We start from the raw sequence: 24,553 nt of genomic DNA on the forward strand, positions 1-24,553 counted from the left end.
GAAATTGTCACTGAATCTGCGAACTCTACGCTCCGATTCACTCATCGTAAATTGTTCTCGTCTTGCCATTTTTTATCTAAGTTTTTTCAGACAAAAACGGTCAACTTATTTCAGGCACCGACAAGTAAGAAGTGATCAGTCGGTAGAAAATAGGAAATAGTTATTAGTCCATATCTTGGAACTAAAAGACAAGATTCTAAAGCTTAGAAACAGAAAAAAATAAAAGCTGAAACCGACATCATAGTCAATTTCAGCTTTTTTTTCAGTTTTTACCATTTACTGGTGTTCGTCTCTCAATAGATCATTGACGGTTTTGACCGGGTTGAAGGTGATCAGTGGAACTTCCACAAAGAGCGTGTTCCATCCGGACATGGATCCGTTCCAAAGTCCGGGGAGTTCCAAAGCCTTGAGCTCTCTTCCGCTTTTTGATTTTTCTGTGATAAAGCCCGTGTTCATGTCCCGAAACTGCATCAGGTCAAATTCCCTGCCCTTATAATCTCTGGTACCACAAACCAAATCCACTGGGTTGAAATGGGTGGCTGCCTGAAAATGCTTTTTGGACTCTGGATTGTCCAAATCGATTTGGGCAGTTTCCAAAATTTGAAGAGACTGAGAACCGTCATTTTCCTTGACCCAAAACGGACCTCCTCCAGGTTCTCCGGTGTTTTTGACCATTCCACAGACGCGAATGGGTCTGTTTAGTTTTCCTTTGAGAAAAGCAGCTTGGTCATTGATGGATTTGCTGTGAAAATCGGAGGGAAGTTTAGCTCCCAAATCCTTGGTGAAAACTTCTTCAGCTGCCTTGACAGTTTCAGCTTGTATATGAGTGTCTAGGGCATGAAGTGCCTGAAAGACTTTTTCCTGGATTTCAAGCAATAGACCTCCTATGGCCATTTTATAGTTTTTGGTTTCCTCTTTTAACCGATCGGGAACCACGTTATCGATGTTTTTGATGAAAATCAGATCCGCAGAGATATCGTTCAGGTTTTCCAGCAAAGCACCATGTCCGGCAGGTCGGAAAAGGAGAGTCCCATCCTCTTCTTTGAAAGGTTCATTGTCCATAGTCACTGCAATGGTGTCTGTGGATTTTTTCTGAGTGGAGTAGGAGCTTTGGAAGCTCAATCCATATTTTTTGCTCAGATCAGGCAGGATACTGTCAATTTCTTCTTTGAACTTTTGCTCGTGTTCGGGTGATACGGTAAAGTGGATTTTCACAGTATTTCCTTTTCCCACGGCATATTGAACTCCTTCTATTAAATGCTCATAGGCTGGGGTTCTACGCTCGTCAGGATATCGGTGAAACTTGAGTAGGCCTTTGGGTAAATTCCCATAGCCCAATCCATCGTCCAAAAGTAAGGCTGCCAATATGGATTTGTAGTCTTTTCTGTCAAGACAGTCATGAACACTACTTCCCTGTTTTTTCAGGGTTTCATTTAAATCCTCATAGAAGGCAAACTTTTCGATCTTGTCCATAAACTTCTGGACAAAAGGACTTTTGGAAATATCGCCGTCCCCATCTAAAAAAGAAAAAAGGTCCTTGAACATCCGTGATGCCGCACCACTTGCTGGCACAAACTTGACCACGTCAATCTCAGCGGCTTTTAGAGGATAAGTGTGGATGTAATTTCGCAATTCCCTATCGCTCATTACCTTGATCCCGTCACTTGGAGTGGCAGGTCCGGTTATATGTAAAAATGGAAATCCGGTTTTAAAATTCTGAATTTGTTGCTCAACGGTATTCGGATCCATGCCTTGGTCCAATATCTGTTGCTTCAAACTGCTATCCATAATAAAATTTGTTAGTGGTACAGAAACTAAGATAACAGCCAGAATGACTTAACTCAATAGAAGCTCTGAATTTTTTAACTAGTGCGAAGGTTTAGCACATCAGTTCAAATTTTACGATGGCTCCGGGTTTCTTTTGGGCCAAATTGCCCAAGGAATTTTCAGTCACTTGAAGTACTCTGGGATAGCCCCCGGTGACTTGTGCGTCTTGCATCAGGCACAAAAGTTTCCCTCCTGAGGTCAGTTGTACCGTGCCTGGATAAACAGGGGCAGTACTGATTTCTGGGAGTTGATTGGGAAGGAGTTCCTCGAGCTGGATTGCCATTGCATTTTTCATGCTTGAAACCGTAAGCGGCTTTCCAATCAATTGTTCCTTTTCCCATTCGGTAAGCAAATGCCATTCTGGCCCCGGATATACCTCTATACTTTCAGAAGCGTATCGATTAACATCCCATTTGACATTGGAAAAAGTGGTTTTTTTGTTTTCGATCATCAAGGGTTTGACAGGAATTTGGTCTCCTTTTTTGAAAAAGGAAAGGGGAGTAATTCCGGGATAAAAACTTCTGGATCCCAAAACGACTTCGGTTTGTATTCCACCATGAATTCCCAGATATAGAAGACTTCCTGCCGAGAAAGCTCCGATTTCTAGGATGTCATCTCTCTGGATTTGATGCAAACCGAAACTTGCCACTGTATGGTTATTAATATTGATTTTTGCCTTTGCACCTGCCAAAGCAATTTGAGTTGGCTGCTGAAACCTTAAACTTAAGCCTGGTTGAGAGATTTCTATCACAGCCGAGTTTGGGTCGTTTTTCAAAAGATGATTTACCCATTCAAAAGCCAGGGAATCTGCTGGGCCGGACATGGGGACTCCGTATAGGGCAAATCCCAGTCTGCCTTTGTCTCTGACGGTTGTGCCGGGGCCACATTTTAGAATTTCCACAAAAGCGCTCCCTGTTATCATAATCTTCTGGCAGCTTTGGGGTGACGGATCAGCAGGTCAAATTCTTTTTCCGAAATGGGAGTGAATTTTAGTCGTTCTCCTGGTTTTGCCCAGACGGGGGGATTGGATTGGACATTAAAAAACAACAAGGGACTTCTCCCAATCAAATGCCATCCTCCGGGACTTTCCATAGGGTAAATCCCCGTTTGGGAAGCTCCAATAGCCACAGATCCTGGAGGGATACTACGATCAGGGATTTTTTTCCTTGGTGTAATGAGCTTTTTGGGTAGACCGTTGAGGTACATAAACCCCGGTAAGAAGCCGTAGAAATGAATTCTATACAGGGGATTGGAGTGTAGGGCTATAAACTCATCCTCAGATATGTTTTTGGATGCAGCCAGTCCCTTTAGATCCCGTCCATGGGAATGGGAATAGGATACCGGAACTTCCCATAGAGTCTCGGGAAGGGAAAAATGACCTGGCTGAAATTCATTCGTTAATTTTTCTATTTCATCTTGCTCCATGGCTTTTTTCCAGAGAACGGAAAGGGTTTTAAAGCCCAAGCGGGTTTCTTGAATTTGAGCATTGAATTCCTGGGTCAACAAGGAATCAAAGGCCAATTGATCCATCAGGAGTTGGTCTGAAACTTCCTGATCCCAGTAAAACTCAGAGATAGTCGGTGTTATAAAAGTTAGGGTAGGGCTCATGTCCACCACTTTTTTCGGATTTCGGGAAGGAAGGTAAGGATTCCGGGATTGTCCCCATGAAAACAGATGGTATCAGCTTGGACAGGAAGTTTGTTTCCTTCAGTAGAAATCAGGACTGAAGATTCAAACAAAGGGCTGAGCTGGTTTTGGACTTCCTCCAAGGTGGTCAATAAAGAGCCGGGTTCAGATCTGGCCAAGAGCCGAAAATCATCAGTATAGGCTCGGTCTCCGAAAATCTCAAGCCTGGTTTTCAAGCCTTGGTTTTTGGCCGCTTTTTCCATTTCCGAATGCGGCGGAACCAATACCGGTACATTTGGATAATTAAGCCTTAGGAATTGACAAAGAGTTTCTGCCAAACCAGGATTGGCTGCGGCATCATTGTAAAGCGCGCCATGGAATTTGATATGATCAATAGCTAGTCCCAATTTTTCAGCCTCTTCCATAAAAAGCGCTATTTGTTCTTGAATGGAATTTAATAAAAGCGCTGTAGGAAGTTCGAGGGATTTTCTTCCAAAATTTTCCCGGTCCGGATAGGAAGGGTGGGCTCCGGCATTTATATGGTATTCATCACAAAGACTCAGGGTTTGGTGCACGCTATCCCGATCACCAAAATGTCCCCCACAGGCTACACTTGCAGCATCGATAAAAGGGAGAATATTTTCCTCATGGGCAATGCCTTCACCTAGGTCACAATTGATTTGGAGATTAGTTTCCGAATTAACCATGCCCGAATTTAAATAAAGTATTGGGAGAAACTTCTTTTTGCCTGGGAGTGCAAGTTAGGATTGTGGAAGTAAGGGAGGATTTGACTGAAAATTCCTCATTTTTTAAATTTGGGTATCGTTAACTTAAACCTAACTAATTATGGGAAAAGGAGATTTGAAATCCAGAAGAGGCAAAATCAATCGAGGAACTTTCGGAGCAAGCAGACCCAAAAAAGAGGCAAACAGAAAGACGAAAAGTGAAAAAATGGGATTGGTCAAAAAGTAAATCGATTGGATATAGCACAGGGGCTTCGGCCCCTTCCTTTTTATAGATTGTTGTAGAATTTGATCCATTCATTTAGTTGTTTGAAGTCCAATCTTCCCTTGGAGACTTTTAGATGATGGAGAATAGCCAGGGATTTTTTCATCCTGCTTTCCGGGTTTTTCACTTTGGAAACTAGGTAAATCAGGCTTCTTTGTTTTCCTGGAGTTAAAGTCCGGAAAAAGTCATTTCCCTCTTTGTCCTGATCCAATAATACCTCAAATTCCTCTGGGACTTCATGGCCAAATTCACTGTTGTCTTTTTCAAGTTTTACCTGAATTGATATTCCTTGTTCCAAATGGAGGCTTTTGATCAAATCCTGATTGATCAATAGGTACCAATAGTCTTTTGCTTTCATCAGGGCCATGTGAAAAGGCCCTCGGTCCTGGAGGTAAACCAAGACCCTTCTGTGGTTTCCATCCATCATTTCCGCTGCAATAGGATCGGGGACAGGGATGTGATTCTGCCAATGATTGAAATCAAAACGGCTCAGTTTGGCCTCAAAAGTCTTCATGGAATAAAAAAAGATTAACTGCTGATCTGTGAATTTAAAGAATTCATTCAGATCAGAGAGAAGGAATTTAAAGGATTATATATTTCTGGGAATTGATAAAAATTGGGTTACTTGAAGTTTCAACGGATTTGAACAGATCATGAGTATTCCATCAAAACTTCCACAGGTAGGAACCACCATTTTTACGGTCATGTCAAAAATGGCCCAGGATTTTGGGGCAATCAATTTATCGCAGGGGTTTCCCGGTTTTGGGTCTGATCCTGTACTACTCGAATTGGTGGCAAAATATACCCTGGAGGGTTTTAACCAATATGCCCCCATGAGCGGTATCCCTCATTTGAGGGAAATCATGGTAGAAAAGACGGAGCGATGTTATGGGGTAAAAGTTGATTCGGAAACAGAGGTTACGATTGTTTCCGGAGCAACCGAGGCTATTTTTTCGGCAGTTACTTCAATAATTAAGCCCGGTGATGAAGTGATTGTCCTGGAGCCAGCTTATGACAGTTATGAGCCGTCAATCTTGCTCAGTGGAGGGATTCCCATTCATATTCCCTTGAAACTTCCTGATTTTTCGGTGGATTGGGACAGGGTAAGGTCAGCTGTCAACTACAAGACCAAGCTGATCATGGTCAATTCCCCTCATAATCCTACTGGATACCTTTGGACTCAGGAAGACTTGAACCAACTGGCCGCGCTGATTTCCGACCGGGATATTTTTGTGGTCAGTGATGAAGTATATGAACACATTACATTTGATGGAAGGCCCCATCTTTCTTTGCTTACCCATCCGGTTCTTCGGGAAAAAACCTTCGTCTGTGGTTCCTATGGAAAGACCTTCCATGTCACGGGATGGAAAATCGGTTTTTGCATTGCTCCTGAGGCATTGACCAAGGAGTTCAGGAAAATACATCAGTTTGTCACCTTTAGTACAGTCACTCCACTTCAGCATGCCTTGGCTGATTACTTGAAAACACCGGAGCATTACGAACAAATCCCAGCGTTTTATCAAAAAAAGCGGGATCTTTTTGTGGATGGATTAAAGGAAAGTGGATTGAGTTTTACTCCCGCAGAAGGAAGTTTTTTTCAGATGGCATCCTATGCGCACCTTTCGGATATGTCTGATAGGGAATTGGCAGAGCGAATGACCAAAGAACTAAAAGTAGCCTGTATTCCTGTTTCGGCCTTTTATCATGATCACAAAGACGATAAACTGATTCGTTTTTGTTTTGCCAAGGAAGAGTCAGAACTTCAGGAAGCATTGGGAAGGCTTACCAACTTAGCCTCCCTGTTTTAAAAAACCAAAGCCCGAATAACTCGGGCTTTGGAGGGGGGGCGATGGGCAACTTATCCCAGTGCTTTCTGGCAAAATTCCAGACATTTTTGAACTTCCGTTATTGGGCTTGAGCCTTCAGGAACTTGATATTCCAATTCTATGGTAGCCGGGAAGGAGTATTTATTTTTCTGCATCATTTTGAGCACATCTCCTATTGGAGTGTCTCCTGATCCCCAAACTACATTTCCTTTTCCATTTTCAGGAGTTTGACGGTCTTTGGTGTGCATACTCATGATATGCTTGCTTTGCTTTTGAATCAAAGTCATCAAATCTTTGTGGCCTGCGGCAATATAGTGTCCCATGTCAAGATTCAGGGCATTTTTAGGACTTTGTGCCAAAGCGGTATCCCAAAAATCGAAGGTTTGCTGCTCATGTCCATGGTATGCCACGGTCATTCCGTTTTGTTCCCCCAACTTGCCTAGTTTCAAAGTGTGGGCATCGTCAGATGGATGCTCCAAAGTGACATGACTTGCTCCCAGGGCTTTGGCAGCTCTCATTCCATAAGTGATTTCCAGTTCGCTGTTATTTTTTCCAAAAGCACTTGGTTTGAACGCATAGATGCTGACTCCGGCATCCTTGTACATTTTGCGGATTTGCTCAAATTTCTTCATGTCGGCTTTTGCTCTCCAAGCGGCAACCTCTTTGCCATAGGAGTCAGCTTGGGCGCGCATATCAGCCATTTTTGCTTTTTCGTCCTCGGAGAGTTCCTCTCCACGTCTTTGTTTCCCCATCAGTTGAAACATAGCCATACGGTCGATTGGGTTGGCGGGCATGCCTGCAAAGCTTTCCGCTGGATCTCCCATCAGCTCGATGGCAGAAATACCGCATTCTTTCACATAACTGAGCGTGGCTTCCGCACTTTGGTCAGGTAAGGATCTAAAAGAATAAGTAATGCATCCGATTTGTACTCCGTTAATAAGGGAATTGGGCTTGTTCAGGGATTTGATGATGGCTGGAGCTCCCTGAAGCCAGGAAGGAGCTAAAGCCAGGCCAGTAGCACCAAGTGCGGATTTGATCAGAAACTCTCTTCTGTTTTTCATGGTCTTAGGGTTTATTGAATAGGTTGAGCTATTTTATGCGATTTAAAATACTCAATATGTTTTCATGGAAATCAAGAATTGATCCTGATTTTTAAAATTTAAGGTTGAGAGGCGAATAATGTGTTTAAATGAAACATTAATTGGCATTTGGGGCCTACTTCTAGAGTTTTGTTTGTTAATTTTCGCCAATGTCAACATCCATTCAAAATAGGATATTAAACGGAGTATTTCTTCCGGAACTGGAATTCAGGACTTCCAGAAGCAGTGGACCCGGTGGTCAGAATGTCAATAAGGTTGAAACCAGAGTTCAGCTTTTTTTCAATATTGATACTTCGCTTGTTTTGACCGAGGAAGAGAAAGCTACTCTTCACCAAAAAGCTAAATCCAAAATCTCGGAGGGAGGGATTCTACAGTTGCAAGCCCAGGAGAAAAGATCCCAGTTGCAGAACAGGGAATTGGTTTTGGAGAAGTTTTATGAGTTGCTCAGGAAGGCTTTTGAAAGAAGGAAGGCCCGAAAAGCTACAAAACCCGGGAAAGCCGCTGTAGAAAAGCGCTTAAAAGCCAAAAAATCCCAAGCTCAGAAAAAAGCCAACCGATCCTGGAAGAGGGAAGATTAAAGATTTGAATAGTATTTTCTCAGTCCAATATTCGAACCAGGAGTTTTTCGCAGACTTTTTCACTCAGTGTTTCGGCACTTTTTCCTTCATAGCTCACCACCATGCTTTGGTCAAAGGGTTCCTTGGACACCACCTTCAACTCCATTCCCAATGAAAGATTTCGGCTGTTGAGGAACTGTAAAAATTCCGTGGATGAATCTGCCAATGCAGCCAGCAACACTTCCTGACCTGCTTTTGCCTGGGAAAGGTTTTTGTAATGGATTTCCTGCATACGTCCCAACTTGTCGGGAATAGGGGAGCCATGTGGATCTACCGTTGGATAGCCCATCATTTCATCCATGCGCTCAAATAATTTTTGTGCATGGATATGCTCCACTTGCTCAGCTATTTCATGAACTTCTTCCCAACCAAAGCCCATTTTGGTCACCAGGAACATTTCTGTCAATCTATGCTTTCGGATGACCAAAGCAGCAGTCTTTTTTCCTTCGGGGGTAAGTAAGACCGGTTTGTATTTTTCATAAATCACCCATCCCTGTTTCTGAAGGTTTTTGACCATACTGTTTACAGTAGGCATGCTGACCTGCATTTGATGCGCCAATTCAGAAATATTCACCTCCCCTTGGGGATTGGCCAGATTGAACAGGGCTTTCAGGTAGTTTTCTTCCGTGGTTGATGCCATAGCTTCTAGTTTGGAATCTCAAATATGATTTATTTTTTCTAAAAAAGAATTTTGTTAGAATAATCTAACAATATAACTTTGATCATTCGATTAGGTTGAATTTGATTTATGAGAGGAATTATACTGGGATTGATAAGCTTGATTTTTTTGGTGGCTCAAGTAAATGGACAGGAGAATGAAATTCACGGAGAAGTGCTTTCAGGCTCGGAGCCGGTCGCATTCGCCACTATTTTTATCAAAGAATTGTCGGCTGGAACCTCTTCAGATGAGGAAGGAAAGTTCACTTTGAAATTAACCGGTAAGGGTCCCTTCACTGTTCAGGTGTCCAGCATTGGTTACAAGACTTTTCAGGGTTTTATCCAAGGTTCTGAGAGATCTTTGACTTTTCAACTGGAAGCAATTGATTCCGGACTGGAGGAAGTGGTAGTCAGTGGAACGCTTCAGGAGGTATCTAAACTCTCCAGTCCTGTTCCTGTTGAGGTTTACAAATCGGGATTTTTCAAAGCCAATCCGGCACCCTCTTTATTTGAATCCCTTCAAAATGTCAACGGTATTCGACCTCAGGTCAACTGTAATATCTGCAATACCGGAGATATTCATATTAATGGGCTTGAGGGACCTTATACCATGGTTTTGATAGATGGCATGCCTATAGTCAGTGGTTTGGCGACTGTTTATGGATTGACCGGAATCCCTCAGGCTTTGATAGAAAGGATAGAGGTGGTCAAAGGACCTGCTTCTACCTTGTATGGTTCCGAGGCTGTGGGAGGGCTGATTAATGTGATTACCAAAAGCCCCGAAAATGCCCCTTATTTTTCGGCTGATTATTTTGGGAGTAGCTGGGGAGAACAAACCTTGGATTTAGGTCTGAAAAGTAAATGGGGGAAAAATATTCAATCACTAACCGGAATCAATGCTTTTCATTATGCTCATCCAATTGACAAAAACGGGGATGGTTTTACCGATCTGACCTTATCGGAAAGGATTTCGGTTTTTCAAAAATTGCACATCTCACGTCCTGGGAATAAATCCCTGAATATGGCGGGTCGTTGGGTTTATGAAGATCGCTGGGGAGGAGAAATGAACTGGAACAGCAAATTCCGTGGAGGGGATGAAGTGTATGGTGAAAGTATTTATACCAACCGCTGGGAGGTATTTGGGAATTATGATCTTCCTGGGAAGGAAAATTTTACTTTTCAATATTCTGCAAATGGACATAAACAGAACTCTGTATATGGGGAAACCTTCTACAAAGCCAATCAGTCCATTGCCTTCGGCCAATTGACCTGGAGAAAAGAATTTTCCAAGAATCAGTTTTTGGCAGGCTTGGCTTATCGCTACACCTACTATGACGACAATACCCCAGCGACTTATAGTGGGGTGGAGGAAAGGAACAAAGCTTCCCAAATTCATTTGCCAGGAATATTTATTCAGGATGAGATTAGCCTCGGAGATAAACAAAGCCTCTTGATCGGGGGCAGACTTGACTATAATTCAATCCATGGTTCCATCTTTTCTCCCCGACTCAATTACAAATTCAATTCTATTGATAAAAGTCTGGTAATGAGGATTTCTGTGGGTAATGGTTTTCGGGTAGCCAATGTGTTTACGGAAGATCATGCAGCTTTGACTGGAGCCAGGGAAGTAGTCTTTGAGGAGGAACTCAAGCCTGAGAAAAGCTGGAACGTCAATGGAAACCTGGTGAAGAAGATTTATACCCTCGGTGGAAATTTTATCAGTTTGGATGCTACGTTGTTTTACACCCATTTCAGCAACCGCATTATTCCGGACTATGAGAGCAATCCCAATCAGATTATTTATGCCAACCTGGACGGAAAAGCGATTTCCAAGGGCATTTCCCTCAATTCTACCCTTGCTTTGGCAAATGGTTTGGAAGGGAGTCTGGGTGCCACTGTTATGGATGTAAGTCTGGAAGAAAATGGAGTTTCACGAAGGCAATTGCTCACGGAGCGCATCTCGGGAGTTTGGTCTTTGAGTTATAAGGTTTGGCAATGGGGACTAACGTTGGATTATACGGGAAATATCTATAGTCCCATGCGATTACCACTTTTGGGGCCTTTGGATGACAGAGCGGAGTTTTCTCCTTGGTGGAGCATTCAGAATATTCAGATTACGAAAAATATTGGGAAGAAGTGGGAAATTTATGGAGGTGTGAAAAACCTGTTGAATTTCACACCTCCGGCAAACAGTATTGCCCGGGCTTTTGACCCTTTTGACAGAGGAGTTGAATTTGCTGAGGATGGCTCGGTTTTGCCAACTCCAGAAAACCCCAATGCGCTGACCTTTGACCCCACCTATGTGTTTGCACCCAATCAGGGAATCCGGGGTTTTCTGGGATTTCGCTTTACGATTTCTGATTAATAAAGGCCTTTTCTCTTTCTTTTTCGGGACATAAAGAAAAGAGTGAATCCGGAGAAAACGGTAGCCAAACCAAATAAGGAAAAAGCTCTCAGCAATAGGTTGTTGAAATCATCCCTTCCTGCATAATCCATGGTATGGAACATCCAGAGAAAGTCAAACCATCGCCAGCTTCTGTGTCGTACCCGCTCAAAATTTCCGGATTTGGCATCGATATAAGCGACTAGATTTTCGGGATGGTCATAATGAATTGCCCAAGCAGGGAGAGGCCTCCCTCTGTATTCGTGGTGGGGTCCAGCCTGCGTGAGGTATTCAGCCTCTTTGATTCCAAAATTCCCTTTGATATAAATCTTGGCAATTTCCTTGGCTTCCTCTTCGGTGATTTCACCTTTCAGTTCTGCGGTTTGGGCATTGTAAAGATTCTTTCCGTTTACCCAGTAATGAGGCTGATGTAAGACAAAACGAAGCTCCAGGGAAGAAATTTCCAGGGTTGAATCCAAGGATCCCGGATCAACCAAATTGGAAGCAGTCATATGCATCATGTGCTCATTGTGAAAATGATCCCCATGGATTTCATCAATATCAGTCCAACTGAAGTATAATCCACTGATTGTCCAAAGAAGGAACTGTATTCCTATAAAAACTCCCAGAAAACGATGGATCTTCCGGACGTAATATTGGTTGTTTTTTCTCATTTATGATTTAGGTTGGGTATCGGAATACAAATGCTTGCACTTAATCTACAGTGGAAATAAGGCTGTCCTCTACGACACCACAAGTGAGCATGGAACTTCCAAATAGCGGGTTTTTAATTTCCTTTTCTGCACTGAGCCACATTCCACCTGTATTGTTTTTATACATTGGGCAATATTGATGATACAGCGTACGGTCAGTTCCTGCAATTTTCAGAAGATCCTTCATCAGCATGCTCAGCGCCTGGAAGCTTTCCCTTTGATCTGCTATTTGGGAACCTTGGATGTTTTTAGCCAAATCAATCGCATCCAACTGAAGTCTTTCCAATTCTTCGATTTCGTTTCCTGCCACTGTAGCGATATCAAATTGCTCTAAAGATGTAACCAAGGCCTGACTTTTTTCTGAAGCCAATGATTCATTGTCTTCCACCAAGGCATTTTTCACTTCCAAATAGGAGTTGATGATTTCAGAGGTCCCTTTTGATTCGGGCACAGAAACGGACTGCATTGCAGATTCCTCTTGTGCTTGATGATCTTCATGGGATTCGGTGCTTTTCTCTCCACTGCATGAATAAAAAGCAAGACTGATTGCAAAGGCAAGGATGGTTGACTTTTTCATATTGTTTAAAGGGTTGGTTGAAAACTCCATGTTTTTTGGGTTTATAATTTGATTAATTGAATGATTTGGTGACTTCTCCACAGGTCAGCATGGAAGCTCCGAAATAGGGGTTGATAATGGCCGAATCCAGGCTTAGCCAATCTGCTCCCTTGAAGGAATCCGCCATTGGGCAGTGTTGTACATAAATCTTCCCCTCATAGGCTTGGAATTGCTCAGTAAGACTGACCATTTCTATGGAAATCAGTTGAAAAGCTTTTCGTAAAACTTCAATCTTTTGGGATTTATCGGCTTGGGCCAATCCCAAATTGATTCCGGATTCATATTCCATCCAAGAGGTATGGGCCTCTCCGGTAAACAGTTTCATATCTACTTGATCAATAGCTTTCTTCATTTGATTTGCCGCATCTTTTGACTTTTGGAAATCATCCTGAGCCAAAGCGTTTTTAAAAGAAAGATAGGCTTCGAAAAGTGGTTTGAGAGCATTTTTAGCTTCTCCAGATATTTCTACTGGAGTAGAGGAGCTATCATTGGCCTGATCACTGTGATTGTGTCCAACTCCCATTTTTCCTCCTTCAGGATTCATCATACTTGGTTTTCCGGCAAGCTGGGCAGCTGCGTCAATACTGAAGGCTCCATTGATAACCACTTCTTCACCGGGTTCCAATCCATCTTCTACGAGATAGCTTTCTCCCAAAGCCGGGCCCAAAGTCACTTCCCGAAGACTAAAACTGCTTTGCTGATCAAATGGAGACTTGACATAGACCACAGACCTTTTTCCGGTCCACAAAACAGCTGATTTTGGAATTGTCAAGCCAGTAGTGTTGGTGTCCAAAATGCTGTTGAGGGTTCCCGAAACAAACATTTCAGGCTTGAGTTTTTGCTTGGGGTTCGCCATTTCCACCCTAGCCTTTGCTACTCTAGTGGCAGGATCAATGACGGGATCCAGGAAGGTGATCTTACCTTTGAAAGTCTCGCCCGGAAGAGAGGAGATCCGGTATTCGATTTCATCTCCTTTTTTGATCCAGGCTAAATCCGACTCATACACATCGAAAAGTACCCATACTCGGGAAAGGTCGGAAACCTTGTAGATGGGCTGACCTATACCGAGGTGATCACCCAGGTTTGCAAGTTTTTCGGTTACAAAACCGGATACATTTGCCTTGATTGGGAATTGCTGAATAGGTTTTCCAGTTGAGAGGATTTCTGAAATTTGATCTTCGGTTATTTTCCAGTTTTTCAGCTTTTTAACTGCTGCCTCATAAAGTTGAGGTTGTGTGGATTTGATCTTCGCTGCCTGCAATAGTTCCTCTTGTGCGACAGATAGTTCAGGGGAATAAACCAAGGCTATGGTTTGTCCTTTGTTGATGTATTCTCCCGTAAAATTGACCATGAGTTGCTCAATTCTTCCCGGGATGTGCGTGGCCTGTGTATATAACAATCGTTCATCAACCTGGATTTTTCCGTTGAGGTTGAGTTGCTTTTTAGCCTCTGAACTTCCGACTATCTGTGTCTGCACATTGGAAAGTTGCATCGCCGTAGGGGACATGGAGATTGCATTTGGATCCAGTGAGGAATTTGTGCTAGTCTCCAAAGGAATCAGGTCCATACCACAAATCGGGCATTTTCCGGGTTCATTTTGCTGGATTTGTGGATGCATGGAACAGGTCCATATTCCTTCTATTCCGGCATCATGACTGTGTAGTTCAGCTTCATCCGATCCTGAATTTCCGAAGATCAGATAGCCTCCCAATAAGCCCACTACCAACATGGAAAGGGCTATAATGAATGTCTTTTTTTGAGTCGTATTCATAGCTCAAATGATTTTGCAGTGATGTAATCCAGTTCAGCTTTGGTCACTTCAAGTTTTACCAGGGCTTCTACTTTCATTTTTTGATACTTCAGTAATTCCTGTTGCATGAGCAGCACTTCTTCAAAGTCATTTCCTGAATTGGAAAAGGAAGAGAAAAGCAGATCCAGGGATTGTTGGGATTGTAAGGTTTGGGTTTCATATAACTGGATCAGAGTGGCCTGTTTTTCCAGTTCGTATGCCTTCATTTCAAAGTTGCTCAGAAGTTGGTTTTCCAATTCCTGATATTGATAGGAATAGGCTTCCTGCATCAATTGGGCTTCTTTTTCGGCGGCTTTGTACTTGCCTGAGAAAATGGGCAAACTCATCGAAACCATAGGCATTAGCGCGTTTTTTCCATTGTCATCCACGCTCATATCCTCACGCTTTCCGATCAGGACGTAGTCCAGACCAACACCGATTTTTGGCAAGGCCTGATTGGCAGCTACCCGCTCATTGGATTCAGCTGCTTTGATTTTCATGGAAATTGCCTCCAATTGGGGATGTCCCAAAAGCAGAGAGTCGTAGCGATAAACCCCTGAATTTGGATCGAATGTCAGCGACTCTTCCAAATGGATGGGCTCATCTTCATTTCTGTTGAGGAGATTGTTGAAGGAAGTTTGAAGTGTTTTACGCTTCATTTTCAGGATGTCCAGATTGGAGATGGCATCTTTTAATCGAATGTCTACTCTAAGGACATTTACCATGCTTCCACTTCCATTCGCAAACTTGTCTGTCGCCAGGCTTTTATAAGTTTCCAAAATGTGGATATTCTCCTCTTCCAAATGAATCAGTTGTTCAAGCTCGACCATTGGATAGTAGGCCGCTTTAACCCTGTAAAACAATTCGTTTCGGGCATTTAGGAAGGTTTGGTAGTTTGCCTCTGCCAAAGCTTCAGCTCCATTTCCATAATATTTCAGCGTACCAAACCAAGGGAACATCTGGTTGATGGAAAATCGTGCGCGCTGTGGACCCACTCGGGTTTCGACAGGGGAGATAAAGTAGCCAAATGACAACGTTGGATCCGGCAGACTTCGAATCTGGGCAGCCTTTTGTAGGGATGCCTCAAACTCCTTGAATTTTGCCTGCACACCCGGGTTGTTCTCTGCGGCGATTTTCAGGTAATCTTCCAGACCCTGACCAATTGCATGAAATCCCACCAAAAAGCTTATGAGTAGTAAGAATAGCTGCTTTTTCATTTGTTGTTCTTTTTGAATTGGTACTCCTCACGGATGCAATAGAGCACAGGGACAATGAAATAGGTAATGGAAGCCACGAGCATTCCTCCAAATGCCGGAATTGCCATAGGGATCATGATATCCGAACCCCTTCCCGTGGAACTCAAAATGGGCAATAAGGCGATGATGGTAGTCGCAGAAGTCATGATGGCGGGCTTTATTCTTCGCATTCCCGCTTCAATCACTGCGGTTTTGATGCCTTGGAGATTATCGGTTTTGTTCTTTTTAAAACTTTGATCCAAGTAGGTTGCCATCAATACTCCATCATCGGTAGCGATTCCAAACAAGGCAATAAAGCCTACCCAAACGGCCACACTGAGATTGATGGTTTTCATGGAAAACAAGTCCCTGAGGTTGGTTCCAAAGAGGCTGAAGTCAGCAAACCAGCTTTGGCCGTAAAGCCATAGCATCAGGAATCCCCCTGCAAAGGCCATGGCAATTCCTGAAAAAACCATCAGGGAGGTGCTGACTGACCTGAATTGGAAATAGAGGATCAGAAAGACCAAAGCCAAAACAAGCGGAACGATGATGGAAAGCCGCTTTTCTGCCCGGATTTGATTTTCATAGGAACCGGAGAATTTAAAGTTGATGCCGGCCGGAACTGTGAGTTCGCCGGAATCGATTTTGGATTGGATAGTATTTCTTGCGTCCTCAACCACTCGTACTTCGGAGTAGCCCTCTCTTTTGTCAAAAAGCACATAGCCCACCAAAAAGGTGTCTTCGCTTTTGATTGCCTGAGGACCTCTCACATAGTCGAATTCCACCAGTTGGGAAAGGGGAATCTGTGTCCCAGATGCAGTGCTGACCAGAATTTCTCCCAGTGATTCCGGGTCATCCCTCAATTCTCTGGGATAGCGAACCCGCACAGGATAGCGTTCCCTTCCTTCCACAGTGGTCGTGATGTTCATTCCACCGATGGCAGTTTCAATGACCTGCTGTACATCCTCTATACTCAATCCATAACGGGCTATTTCCCTTCTGTTGATGTTTAGCTGCAGATAGGGTTTCCCTACAATTCGGTCCGCAAAGGCTGCTTCCGCTTTGACAGAGGGTACCTCTTTGAGGATTTCTTCCAGTTGAAGTCCAAATTCTTCAATGGTATTCAAATCCGGACCATAAACTTTGATCCCCATGGGAGCTCTCATGCCGGTTTGAAGCATCACCAATCGGGTTTCTATAGGCTGGAGTTTGGGTGCTGAGGTCACTCCTGGGATCTGGGTTACCTGAACGATTTCATCCCAGATATCATCTGGGGAATGGATGGTATTTCTCCAGTTCCGGAAATAACTCCCTCCATCATCCGGAAGGAGATCGGCTTTCGTAATTCCCTTTTGCAAAGCCTCTTCCTGACTGATGCTGGAACCTGACTTCAGTACTAAATTCCCTTCTTTATCTGTTTTGAACCGCATCCTGTGTCCTTTCTCATTCAGGATGTATTCGGACTTGTAGTTGATGACATTTTCAAACATGGAAATAGGAGCGGGGTCCAAGGCAGACTCGGCTCTTCCAAGTTTCCCAACCGTCAGTTCTACTTCCGGAATGCTGGTCAGGAGCATATCCAGTTTGGCCAGGGTTTCCCTGTTGAATTCCATTCCGGAATGCGGCATGGAAGTAGGCATTAGGAGAAAGCTTCCTTCATCCAATGGAGGCATAAACTCTTCACCCATTCCGGGAAAAGTATGGCTGAGACCGGACCAGACTTTGGTCGTCCGGATGTTCCAACCCAGCAGATCAAATCCTTTGGGGATAAAACCAAACACGGTGCTGAATCCAAACCAGATAAATGTGGCCACCAAAATGAGGAAGGTAGGAATACTCAAAAAGGTCTTTTTATGTTCCAGACACCAATGCAGGATCCATTTGTAGTATTTCTCTAGAAAGAGAAATGCCCCAAGAATGATCCCGATCATCAAGGCAACAAAAAGGAAATTGGAAATTAGACTTCTGGAAGGACCCAAAGGAAGCCAGTATTCTGCCAAAAGCCAGGTGGTTCCGGCCAGAATAAGGATTAATTCGGCATTGTCCAGTACCCATTTCTGAGGACCCTTGGGCTCAAAGCTTTTCTTCTGCAGATATATTTTCAAGACTGAAATCCCTGCCAATACTACAAGCATTGCCCCAGCCCATTGATATCCATTCAACAAACTCAACAGACCGAGGACAATCAATCCTAAATTCCCCAGGATTCTGGTTTTCTCATTTTTGATTTTGAAACCAAAAAACCAATGGGCCAGAGTAGGGAGAATAAACAGGCTGACGATCAGTGCCGCAACAAGGGCAAAGGTTTTGGTGAAGGCCAATGGACCAAACAATTTTCCTTCGGCAGCTTGAAGGGTGAATACCGGGATGAAACTCACAATGGTCGTGGAAACCGCTGTTAAAATGGCCGAGGAAACTTCCGATGAGGCTTTGTAAATAGTGTCCAGAAGCTTTTGACCCGGAGGAGCCTCGTCCAGGCTTTTGATGATGTTTTCGGAAAGTATAATTCCCAAATCCACCATGGTGCCTATGGCAATGGCAATTCCCGAAAGCGCTACAATATTGGCATCCACCCCAAAGTTCCGCATGGCAATAAATACCATCAAAACAGCGATTGGTAAAAGACTGGAAATCAGTATTGAAGCACGAATATTGTAAACCATCACAATAACCACCAAAATGGTGATCAGAATCTCCAGAGAAAGCGCTTCCTCCAAGGTTCCCAAGGTTTCCTGGATCAGGATTGAGCGGTCGTAGAAGGGCACCAAGGTAAGTTTGCTGACCCTACCATCCGCCAAAGTCTTGCTAGGAAGCCCAGGTGATATTTCATTGATTTTTTCCTTGACCTGATTGATGACCTGCATGGGGTTGGATCCATAGCGGGCTACGACTACGCCTCCGACTACTTCAGCGCCATCCTTATCCAAGGCACCTCTCCGGTTGGCAGGTCCAAGATTGACCCGGGCGATGTCCTTGATTCGAATCGGAACATTGTCTGTAACCGTAACCACAGCTTCTTCCAGATCCTGCAGGCTTTTGATGTACCCCAAACCACGAACCAGGTATTCAGCTTGATTGATCTCTACCGTTTTTGCACCTACGTCCCGGTTGGATTGCTGCACTGCCATCATGACCATCTTGAGAGGGATGTTGTAGGATTTGAGGGCATCTGGATCCACATCGATCTGATATTCCTGAACAAAGCCTCCAATGGATGCCACTTCCGAAACTCCTTCCACCGCATTTAGGGCATATTTGATGTAGAAATCCTGGACAGAGCGGATTTCATGCAAATCCCAGCCTCCGGTTGGATTGCCGTCTTGGTCCCTGCCTTCCACGGTATACCAAAATACCTGACCCAAGGCTGTGGCATCCGGACCCAGGGAAGGTTTTACTTCCTGGGGAAGGAGTCCCGAAGGAATGGAATTGATCTTTTCCAGAATTCTGGATCGGGACCAATAAAATTCAACATCCTCATCGAAGATGATGTAAATGCTGGAAAAGCCGAAAATAGAAGTGCTTCTAATGGATTTTACTCCGGGAATTCCAAGCAAATAGGTGGTCAGAGGATAGGAAATCTGATCCTCAATGTCCTGAGGCGAACGCCCAGGCCAGGGAGTGAATACAATCTGCTGGTTTTCCCCGATGTCAGGAATAGCATCCACGGGAACGGGGTCGGAGGGAAGTGCGGATATTTTCCATCCAAAGGGAGCAGTTATGACTCCCCATGAGACCAATCCCAGGAGAAGAATAACAGTGACCAGTTTGTTTTCTAAGAAATACTTAATGATTCGATTGAGCATAAATCAAAGGGTTAAGTGCAATGAGTTGTGCCAAAGGATTTTGGCAAAAGGAATGCATGCAGGTCAAACCTGCCACCCGGGATTTAGATCAAGAAAGATTGATACAGCACCTGAAGGTTCTGCTCAATAGGGGGAGGGGAATAAGTGGGGAATTGGGTTTTTTCGGAAAAAATAGGTTTGATTCCGAAAACAAATACCTGTACGAAGGCAACTGCGAAATCCAGAGAGAAGTTGATGTCTATCTTTTTCAGTTGGACTTCGTCATCCACCTGCAAATGGGTGGTGACGTTTTCGCAGCAGGATTTGGGGTCTTGTTGATTATCGTCTTGGTTTTCACTGTGGTCCATGGGCATTTCCATTCCACAGTCCACGTGTTTTTCCCCAAAACCGATTTCGGATTTCATTTCCATACCCATGCAAAAATGGGTCGTCTTCGCCATCCCGACGGATGAGAAGAAAACCAACAGGGCTAGTATTATAGAAACTGATGCCTTCATCGATTCGAAAATACGGAATTTAATTTGGGAAGTTCAAATTTTAATGTTTCAGGACTTGATTTACAGTTCGTTGTATTTAAATTTTGGAAATGATTTTTTGTTTATGGCTAATACTTTTACTCAAATTCATATTCAAGTTGTATTTGCAACTCAATTCCGAAAAGCTCAAATCAGTCCACTTTGGGAATCCCGCTTGTACGAGTATATCATTGGTATTTTTAATTTCTATGGACATAGAGTTTTGTCAATAAATGGAATGCCAGATCATATTCATATTCTATTCGGGTTTAATCCGGATCAATCGCTTAGTGACTTGATTCAAAAGGTGAAAGCATCAAGTTCAAAATGGATCAATGAAGAAAAGCTTTCTCCTAGCAAATTTTCCTGGCAAGCAGGATTTGGAGCATTTTCCTACACCAAATCGGATGTGCCCAAGGTGATTCAATACATTCAAAATCAAAAAGAACATCATCAGAAGAAGACTTTTTTGGAAGAGTACAAGAAGATTTTGAAGGACCTGGAGATTGAATTTGACCCTAGATACATTTTTAAGGATTTGATTTAGGTATCGTCCCTACGGGACTTCCTCAACATCATTATTTTTTTCTATCGTCTCTCTGGTACTACCAAGCTTACGTCCCTACGGGACTACTGCCAATTTTACGTTCCTCTTGGATTTTCAGAGGACCAAAGTGCCTTTAGGCACGATAGTTCTGTAGCTCGTTAGGCACGGTAGTTCAGTAGCCCTTTGGGCAAGGGGGTTGAAAATATGATTGAAGGTTTCCGGAAAATGCCGTAGGCATGATACCGTTTTATTTAATCTTCGCTATAAACCCAGGCCCTATGGATTTGCAAATCATTTGCCCTACGGATTCCTAATCTAACGTCCTTCTGGGACTACCAAGCTTACGTCCCTACGGGACTACTGCCAATTTTACGTTCCTCTTGGATTTTCAGAGGACCAAAGTGCCTTTAGGCACGATAGTTTTGTAGCCTTTTAGGCAAAAGGGTTGAAAATATGATTGAAGGTTTCCGGAAAATGCCGTAGGCATGATACCGTTTTATTTAATCTTCGCTATAAATCCAGGCCCTATGGATCTGCAAATCATTTGCCCTACGGATTCCTAACCTAACGTCCCTCTGGGACTACCAAACTGGTGTCCCTCTGGGACTACCAAGCTTACGTCCCTACGGGACTGCCAATTTTACGTTCCTCTTGGATTTTCAGGGGACCAAAGTGCCTTTAGGCACGTTAGTTCTGTAGCCTTTTAGGCAAAAGGGTTGAAAATATGATTGAAGGTTTCCGGAAAATGCCGTAGGCATGATACCGTTTTATTTAATCTTCGCTATAAACCCAGGCTCTATGGATCTGCAAATCATTTGCCCTACGGATTCCTAACCTAACGTCCCTCTGGGACTACCAAGCTTACGTCCCTACGGGACTGCCAATTTTACGTTCCTCTTGGATTTTCAGGGGGCCAAAGTGCCTTTAGGCACGTTAGTTCTGTAGCCTTTTAGGCAAAAGGGTTGAAAATATGATTGAAGGTTTCCGGAAAATGCCGTAGGCATGATACCGTTTTATTTCGGATTCGCGATAAATCCGGCCTTGAGCACCGCTTTTTTGATGTCTTCTGGTTCCAGGTTTTCGGTGTTTACAGTAAGGGTTCTGTCCGGATCCTGAAGATCCACCTCCCAGGATTCAATATCCGATTGCTCATTGAGCTTGGGAGTGACCTTGGCCAGGCAGTTGCCGCAGTTGATGTTGGTTTTGAATTTTAGCGTTTTCATTGTGTTAAATTAATATTTGGAAGGTTCTGTTTTTATAGTTTTCGTGATTTAAGTCTAAGGCTGTTCATGACCACAGAGACCGAACTGAATGCCATTGCCGCACCTGCAATCATGGGATCCAGGAGGAACCCATTGATTGGATAAAGTATCCCTGCTGCAATGGGAATCCCGATCAAATTGTAAATAAAGGCCCAAAACAGGTTTTGTTTGATCCCATTTACCGTCAGGTGGGACAAATGGAAAGCCTGGGGGATTTTCTCCAAATCGGAAGTGATCAGGGTGATTTTTGCCACATCCATGGCGATATCCGATCCATGCCCCATGGCAATGCTGACATCCGCCTGAGCCAAAGCTTCAGAATCGTTGATTCCGTCCCCAACCATGGCGACTACTTTGCCTTTTTCCTGAAGCTTTTTGACAAACTCGGACTTATCGGAAGGCATCACTTCTGCCTGAAATTCCTTGACTCCAACTTCCTTGGCTACGGCTGAGGCTGTTTGCTGATTGTCTCCCGTCAACATATACACTTCCACCCCGGATTTTTGGAGTTTGGAAATCGCAGACTTTGAACTGGGTTTAATCTGATCCTGAATGCCCAAGATAGCCAAGGCTTGGTTCTGATCGGCAAACCAAATCACCGTCTGTGCCTGTTCTGTCCAGGTTTTTGCAGTGTCTTTCAAATCAGCAGGAATGGAAATCCCGTTCTCCTGAAGCAATTTGAGATTCCCTGCAAAATAACTTTTACCCTCTTTTTCTCCTTTCACCCCTCGGGCCGTGATGCTTTCGAAATGATCCAGGCCAGCTGCTTCCACCTGTTCCTTTTTCAAATACTTCACAACCGCCTCAGCCAGTGGATGTTCGGATTTGCTTTCCAAAGCCAGTAATATTTTTTCGAAATCAGAAAGATTGCCACGCTCCTCCGTCGCTCGCAATGACGACTCAACATTGCCCACTGCCCACTGTATACTGCTCACAGTCGGCTTTCCTTCGGTAATCGTCCCCGTTTTATCCAGAATGATGGCATTGACCTTGTGTCCCAATTCCAGACTTTCTGCATCCCGGATCAGGATGTTGTTCTCAGCCCCTTTGCCCACGCCCACCATAATGGCTGTAGGCGTAGCCAAACCCAGGGCACAGGGGCAGGCGATGACCAAAACCGAAACGGCAGCCAATAAGGCATGAGAAAACGCATTTTCACCTCCATACATCATCCAAATGCCAAAAGTCACTATGGCTATACCCATCACGACCGGAACAAAAATCCCGGCAATTTTATCCACCAGCTTCTGCACGGGTGCCTTGCTTCCCTGAGCTTCCTGCACCCGTTGGATGATCTGGGAAAGTAGGGTAGAAGCTCCCACTTTTTCAGCTTGGATTTCCAGACTGCCTTTTTGATTGATGGTTCCTGCAAAAACCGCATCCCCGGATTTCTTTTCCACAGGGACAGGCTCTCCGCTGATCATGCTCTCGTCCAGATAGGAACTGCCTTCCAGGACTTTTCCGTCCACCGGAATTTTCTCTCCCGGTTTGATCCGGATTCTATCCCCAACCTGTACTTCTTCGATTTTGATCTCCCGGTCTTTGCCGTCTTCGATCCTGGTCAGGGTCTTGGGTTGCAAACCCATTAGTTTTTTCAGGGCAGTACCGGTTTGCGATTTGGCTTTTTCTTCCAGCATTTTTCCGAAGGAAATAAAGACAATAATCACTGTGGCTGCCTCAAAGTACACATGGGGGTGAATGCCCCGCTGATGCCAAAACTCCGGGAAAACCGTATTGAAAACCGAGAAAATAAAGGCAATTCCGGTGCTCAGTGCCACCAGCGTATCCATATTGGCTTTGCCGTGCCGGGCCTGCTTCCAGGCATGGATGTAGAAGTTCCTTCCAAAGAAGAACAAAACCGGAAGGGCGAGTCCCATGCTGATCCATTTTCCGGGTTCCCAGTCCATCAGGAACATGCCCAAAATGAAAACCGGCAAGGTCAACAAAGCTGCCCCAATGGTCTGTCTCTTTACGGCCTGGTATTTCTTTTCCTGTTCCTCCTGAACGCTTTCCTGGACATTTTTGGCACTGATCACCAATCCATAGCCTATATCCGTCAGGGCTTCGTTGAGCTTTTCGGGGCTGGTGGTCTCATCGTATTCCACCTGTACGGTATTGGTGGCAAAATTCACCGCAGCGGATTTCACCCCATCCGTGTACTGCAAAATAGTCTCCACGCTGGAGGCACAGGCGGCACAGGTCATTCCGGTTACCGGGAAGGTTTCTTTATGGGTTTTGAGAACTTGATCAGCTGTTTCCATGGGATAAAAGATTACGTTACAAAATTGGGAAGTAATCAGCTGGAAAGTCTTATAGAATTATGGGTAAGATTTATAAGATTTTGGATTCGGTAGACTCGGTCCAAGACTTCGTAAGGGATTTTTTTCAACGCAAAGGCGCAGAGTACGCAAAGCTTGCTCAAAGGGGAATTGCAAATCCTTCAAAAGTAAAGCCTAGCTACTCCCGACAATTGTTGGATACTGCGCTTAGTCACTCCAGTTTTATAAATCAAACATATACTACACTTATTAGGGGAAGAGGCAGGGATTCCAGTCAGTAAATGTGCAGTGGCTGCTGATTTTATATAAGTTTTCTATAGCCTTTATATAATAATAAAATAAGTAAAACCCTAATATACCCTAAATAAACCCTATAAAAACCCTAAGTAAGCATATGCTTTTGACTGTGAGGAAATTATCCAAGGGACATTTTAGGGGAGCTCCGGAATGTAGGGGAGAATTGGGGTAAGATTTTAAAGATTTTGTGGATCGACATGTTTCGACAAGCTCAGCACAAGGGCTCATTAAGCAGAATTTTTCTAACCGCAAAGGCGCAGAGAACGCAAAGCTTGCGCAAAGGGAGGAATTGCAAATTCCTTTAAAAAGAAAGACGTAGCTACTTCCGGAATTTGGCTAGGACTACGCTAAGTGGGAGAGGGGAATCGTAGTGTCAACCCCCATAGTGCAGGACGGAATATGGCGGAGTAAAACGAAAATTAAATGGCTCGGAATAGACCGTTTTTCCAAAAT

The 24,553-nt window shown here is 43.9% G+C and carries 20 protein-coding genes; 6 read left to right on the top strand and 14 right to left on the bottom strand.

The features are described 5' to 3' along the window. Positions 1–276 precede the first annotated feature (276 nt). From P2G54_RS07210 to P2G54_RS07225, 4 genes are all read right to left on the bottom strand, one after another. Positions 277–1,788 carry a DUF4301 family protein gene (locus tag P2G54_RS07210; protein WP_275869680.1) on the bottom strand — a complete coding sequence of 504 codons (1,512 nt, stop codon included), beginning with the start codon at positions 1,786–1,788 and terminating at the stop codon, positions 277–279. 91 nt (positions 1,789–1,879) lie between these two features. Continuing rightward, a complete protein-coding gene (locus P2G54_RS07215) occupies positions 1,880–2,749 on the bottom strand; it encodes a biotin-dependent carboxyltransferase family protein (RefSeq protein ID WP_275869682.1) in 870 nt (289 codons plus the stop codon). Then, positions 2,746–3,435, bottom strand: coding sequence for an allophanate hydrolase subunit 1 (locus P2G54_RS07220; protein WP_275869683.1), 690 nt, complete (start codon positions 3,433–3,435; stop codon positions 2,746–2,748). The genes P2G54_RS07215 and P2G54_RS07220 overlap by 4 nt, the downstream gene beginning before the upstream one ends. Beyond that, positions 3,432–4,160 (bottom strand): LamB/YcsF family protein, encoded by a 729-nt coding sequence (locus P2G54_RS07225; RefSeq protein ID WP_275869685.1) that lies wholly within the window; start codon positions 4,158–4,160, stop codon positions 3,432–3,434. The genes P2G54_RS07220 and P2G54_RS07225 overlap by 4 nt, the downstream gene beginning before the upstream one ends. Positions 4,161–4,299: 139 nt before the next feature. Between P2G54_RS07225 and P2G54_RS07230 the strand changes: the two genes are divergently transcribed. Then, positions 4,300–4,425, top strand: a complete 126-nt coding sequence (locus tag P2G54_RS07230) for a 30S ribosomal protein THX (RefSeq protein ID WP_275869686.1) — start codon at positions 4,300–4,302, stop codon at positions 4,423–4,425. Positions 4,426–4,465: 40 nt separating this feature from the next. Here the strand turns inward: P2G54_RS07230 and P2G54_RS07235 are convergent, their stop codons facing one another. Next, the gene (locus P2G54_RS07235) at positions 4,466–4,975 is read right to left on the bottom strand and encodes a YdeI/OmpD-associated family protein (RefSeq protein WP_275869688.1); all 510 of its coding nucleotides are present in this window, start codon (positions 4,973–4,975) and stop codon (positions 4,466–4,468) included. 139 nt (positions 4,976–5,114) lie between these two features. Here P2G54_RS07235 and P2G54_RS07240 point away from each other — a divergent pair, with 139 nt between their 5' ends. After that, positions 5,115–6,269 (top strand): methionine aminotransferase, encoded by a 1,155-nt coding sequence (locus P2G54_RS07240; RefSeq protein ID WP_275869690.1) that lies wholly within the window; start codon positions 5,115–5,117, stop codon positions 6,267–6,269. A gap of 50 nt (positions 6,270–6,319) precedes the next feature. Here the strand turns inward: P2G54_RS07240 and P2G54_RS07245 are convergent, their stop codons facing one another. Beyond that, positions 6,320–7,348: a TIM barrel protein gene (locus tag P2G54_RS07245; protein ID WP_275869692.1), complete on the bottom strand. Its 1,029-nt coding sequence runs from the start codon at positions 7,346–7,348 to the stop codon at positions 6,320–6,322. A 188-nt stretch (positions 7,349–7,536) separates the two neighbouring features. On the opposite strand from P2G54_RS07245, the gene arfB reads away from it, so the two are divergent. Continuing rightward, positions 7,537–7,965 (top strand): alternative ribosome rescue aminoacyl-tRNA hydrolase ArfB, encoded by a 429-nt coding sequence (arfB, locus tag P2G54_RS07250; RefSeq protein WP_275869693.1) that lies wholly within the window; start codon positions 7,537–7,539, stop codon positions 7,963–7,965. Between the two features lie 19 nt (positions 7,966–7,984). On the opposite strand, the gene P2G54_RS07255 is transcribed toward arfB, so the two are convergent. Beyond that, positions 7,985–8,644 (bottom strand): metal-dependent transcriptional regulator, encoded by a 660-nt coding sequence (locus P2G54_RS07255; RefSeq protein ID WP_275869695.1) that lies wholly within the window; start codon positions 8,642–8,644, stop codon positions 7,985–7,987. 108 nt (positions 8,645–8,752) lie between these two features. Here P2G54_RS07255 and P2G54_RS07260 point away from each other — a divergent pair, with 108 nt between their 5' ends. Beyond that, positions 8,753–11,026, top strand: coding sequence for a TonB-dependent receptor (locus tag P2G54_RS07260; RefSeq protein WP_275869697.1), 2,274 nt, complete (start codon positions 8,753–8,755; stop codon positions 11,024–11,026). Here the strand turns inward: P2G54_RS07260 and P2G54_RS07265 are convergent. The 5 genes from P2G54_RS07265 to P2G54_RS07285 are packed head-to-tail and all read right to left on the bottom strand — an operon-like array spanning position 11,023 to position 19,200. Beyond that, positions 11,023–11,718, bottom strand: coding sequence for a PepSY domain-containing protein (locus P2G54_RS07265; protein ID WP_275869699.1), 696 nt, complete (start codon positions 11,716–11,718; stop codon positions 11,023–11,025). The genes P2G54_RS07260 and P2G54_RS07265 overlap by 4 nt on opposite strands. 40 nt (positions 11,719–11,758) lie before the next feature. Next, positions 11,759–12,334 (bottom strand): DUF3347 domain-containing protein, encoded by a 576-nt coding sequence (locus tag P2G54_RS07270; protein ID WP_275869700.1) that lies wholly within the window; start codon positions 12,332–12,334, stop codon positions 11,759–11,761. Positions 12,335–12,386: 52 nt separating this feature from the next. Then, a complete protein-coding gene (locus P2G54_RS07275; protein ID WP_275869702.1) occupies positions 12,387–14,144 on the bottom strand; it encodes an efflux RND transporter periplasmic adaptor subunit in 1,758 nt (585 codons plus the stop codon). Continuing rightward, positions 14,141–15,379: a TolC family protein gene (locus tag P2G54_RS07280; protein ID WP_275869704.1), complete on the bottom strand. Its 1,239-nt coding sequence runs from the start codon at positions 15,377–15,379 to the stop codon at positions 14,141–14,143. Before P2G54_RS07280 ends, P2G54_RS07275 begins: the two co-directional genes overlap by 4 nt. Next, positions 15,376–19,200, bottom strand: a complete 3,825-nt coding sequence (locus tag P2G54_RS07285) for an efflux RND transporter permease subunit (protein WP_275869706.1) — start codon at positions 19,198–19,200, stop codon at positions 15,376–15,378. The genes P2G54_RS07280 and P2G54_RS07285 overlap by 4 nt, the downstream gene beginning before the upstream one ends. A 56-nt stretch (positions 19,201–19,256) precedes the next feature. Here P2G54_RS07285 and P2G54_RS07290 point away from each other — a divergent pair, with 56 nt between their 5' ends. After that, the gene (locus tag P2G54_RS07290; protein WP_275869707.1) at positions 19,257–19,652 is read left to right on the top strand and encodes a hypothetical protein; all 396 of its coding nucleotides are present in this window, start codon (positions 19,257–19,259) and stop codon (positions 19,650–19,652) included. Positions 19,653–19,800: 148 nt separating this feature from the next. After that, entirely contained in the window at positions 19,801–20,262 is a 462-nt protein-coding gene (gene tnpA / locus P2G54_RS07295) for an IS200/IS605 family transposase (protein ID WP_275869709.1), read from the top strand. Positions 20,263–21,275: 1,013 nt separating this feature from the next. Here the strand turns inward: tnpA and P2G54_RS07300 are convergent. Then, positions 21,276–21,485 carry a heavy-metal-associated domain-containing protein gene (locus P2G54_RS07300; protein ID WP_275869711.1) on the bottom strand — a complete coding sequence of 70 codons (210 nt, stop codon included), beginning with the start codon at positions 21,483–21,485 and terminating at the stop codon, positions 21,276–21,278. Positions 21,486–21,517: 32 nt separating this feature from the next. Next, positions 21,518–23,785, bottom strand: a complete 2,268-nt coding sequence (locus P2G54_RS07305) for a heavy metal translocating P-type ATPase (protein ID WP_275869712.1) — start codon at positions 23,783–23,785, stop codon at positions 21,518–21,520. Positions 23,786–24,553: the final 768 nt, after the last annotated feature.

The organism is Algoriphagus sp. CAU 1675, from assembly GCF_029222925.1.
GTDB lineage: Bacteria > Bacteroidota > Bacteroidia > Cytophagales > Cyclobacteriaceae > Algoriphagus.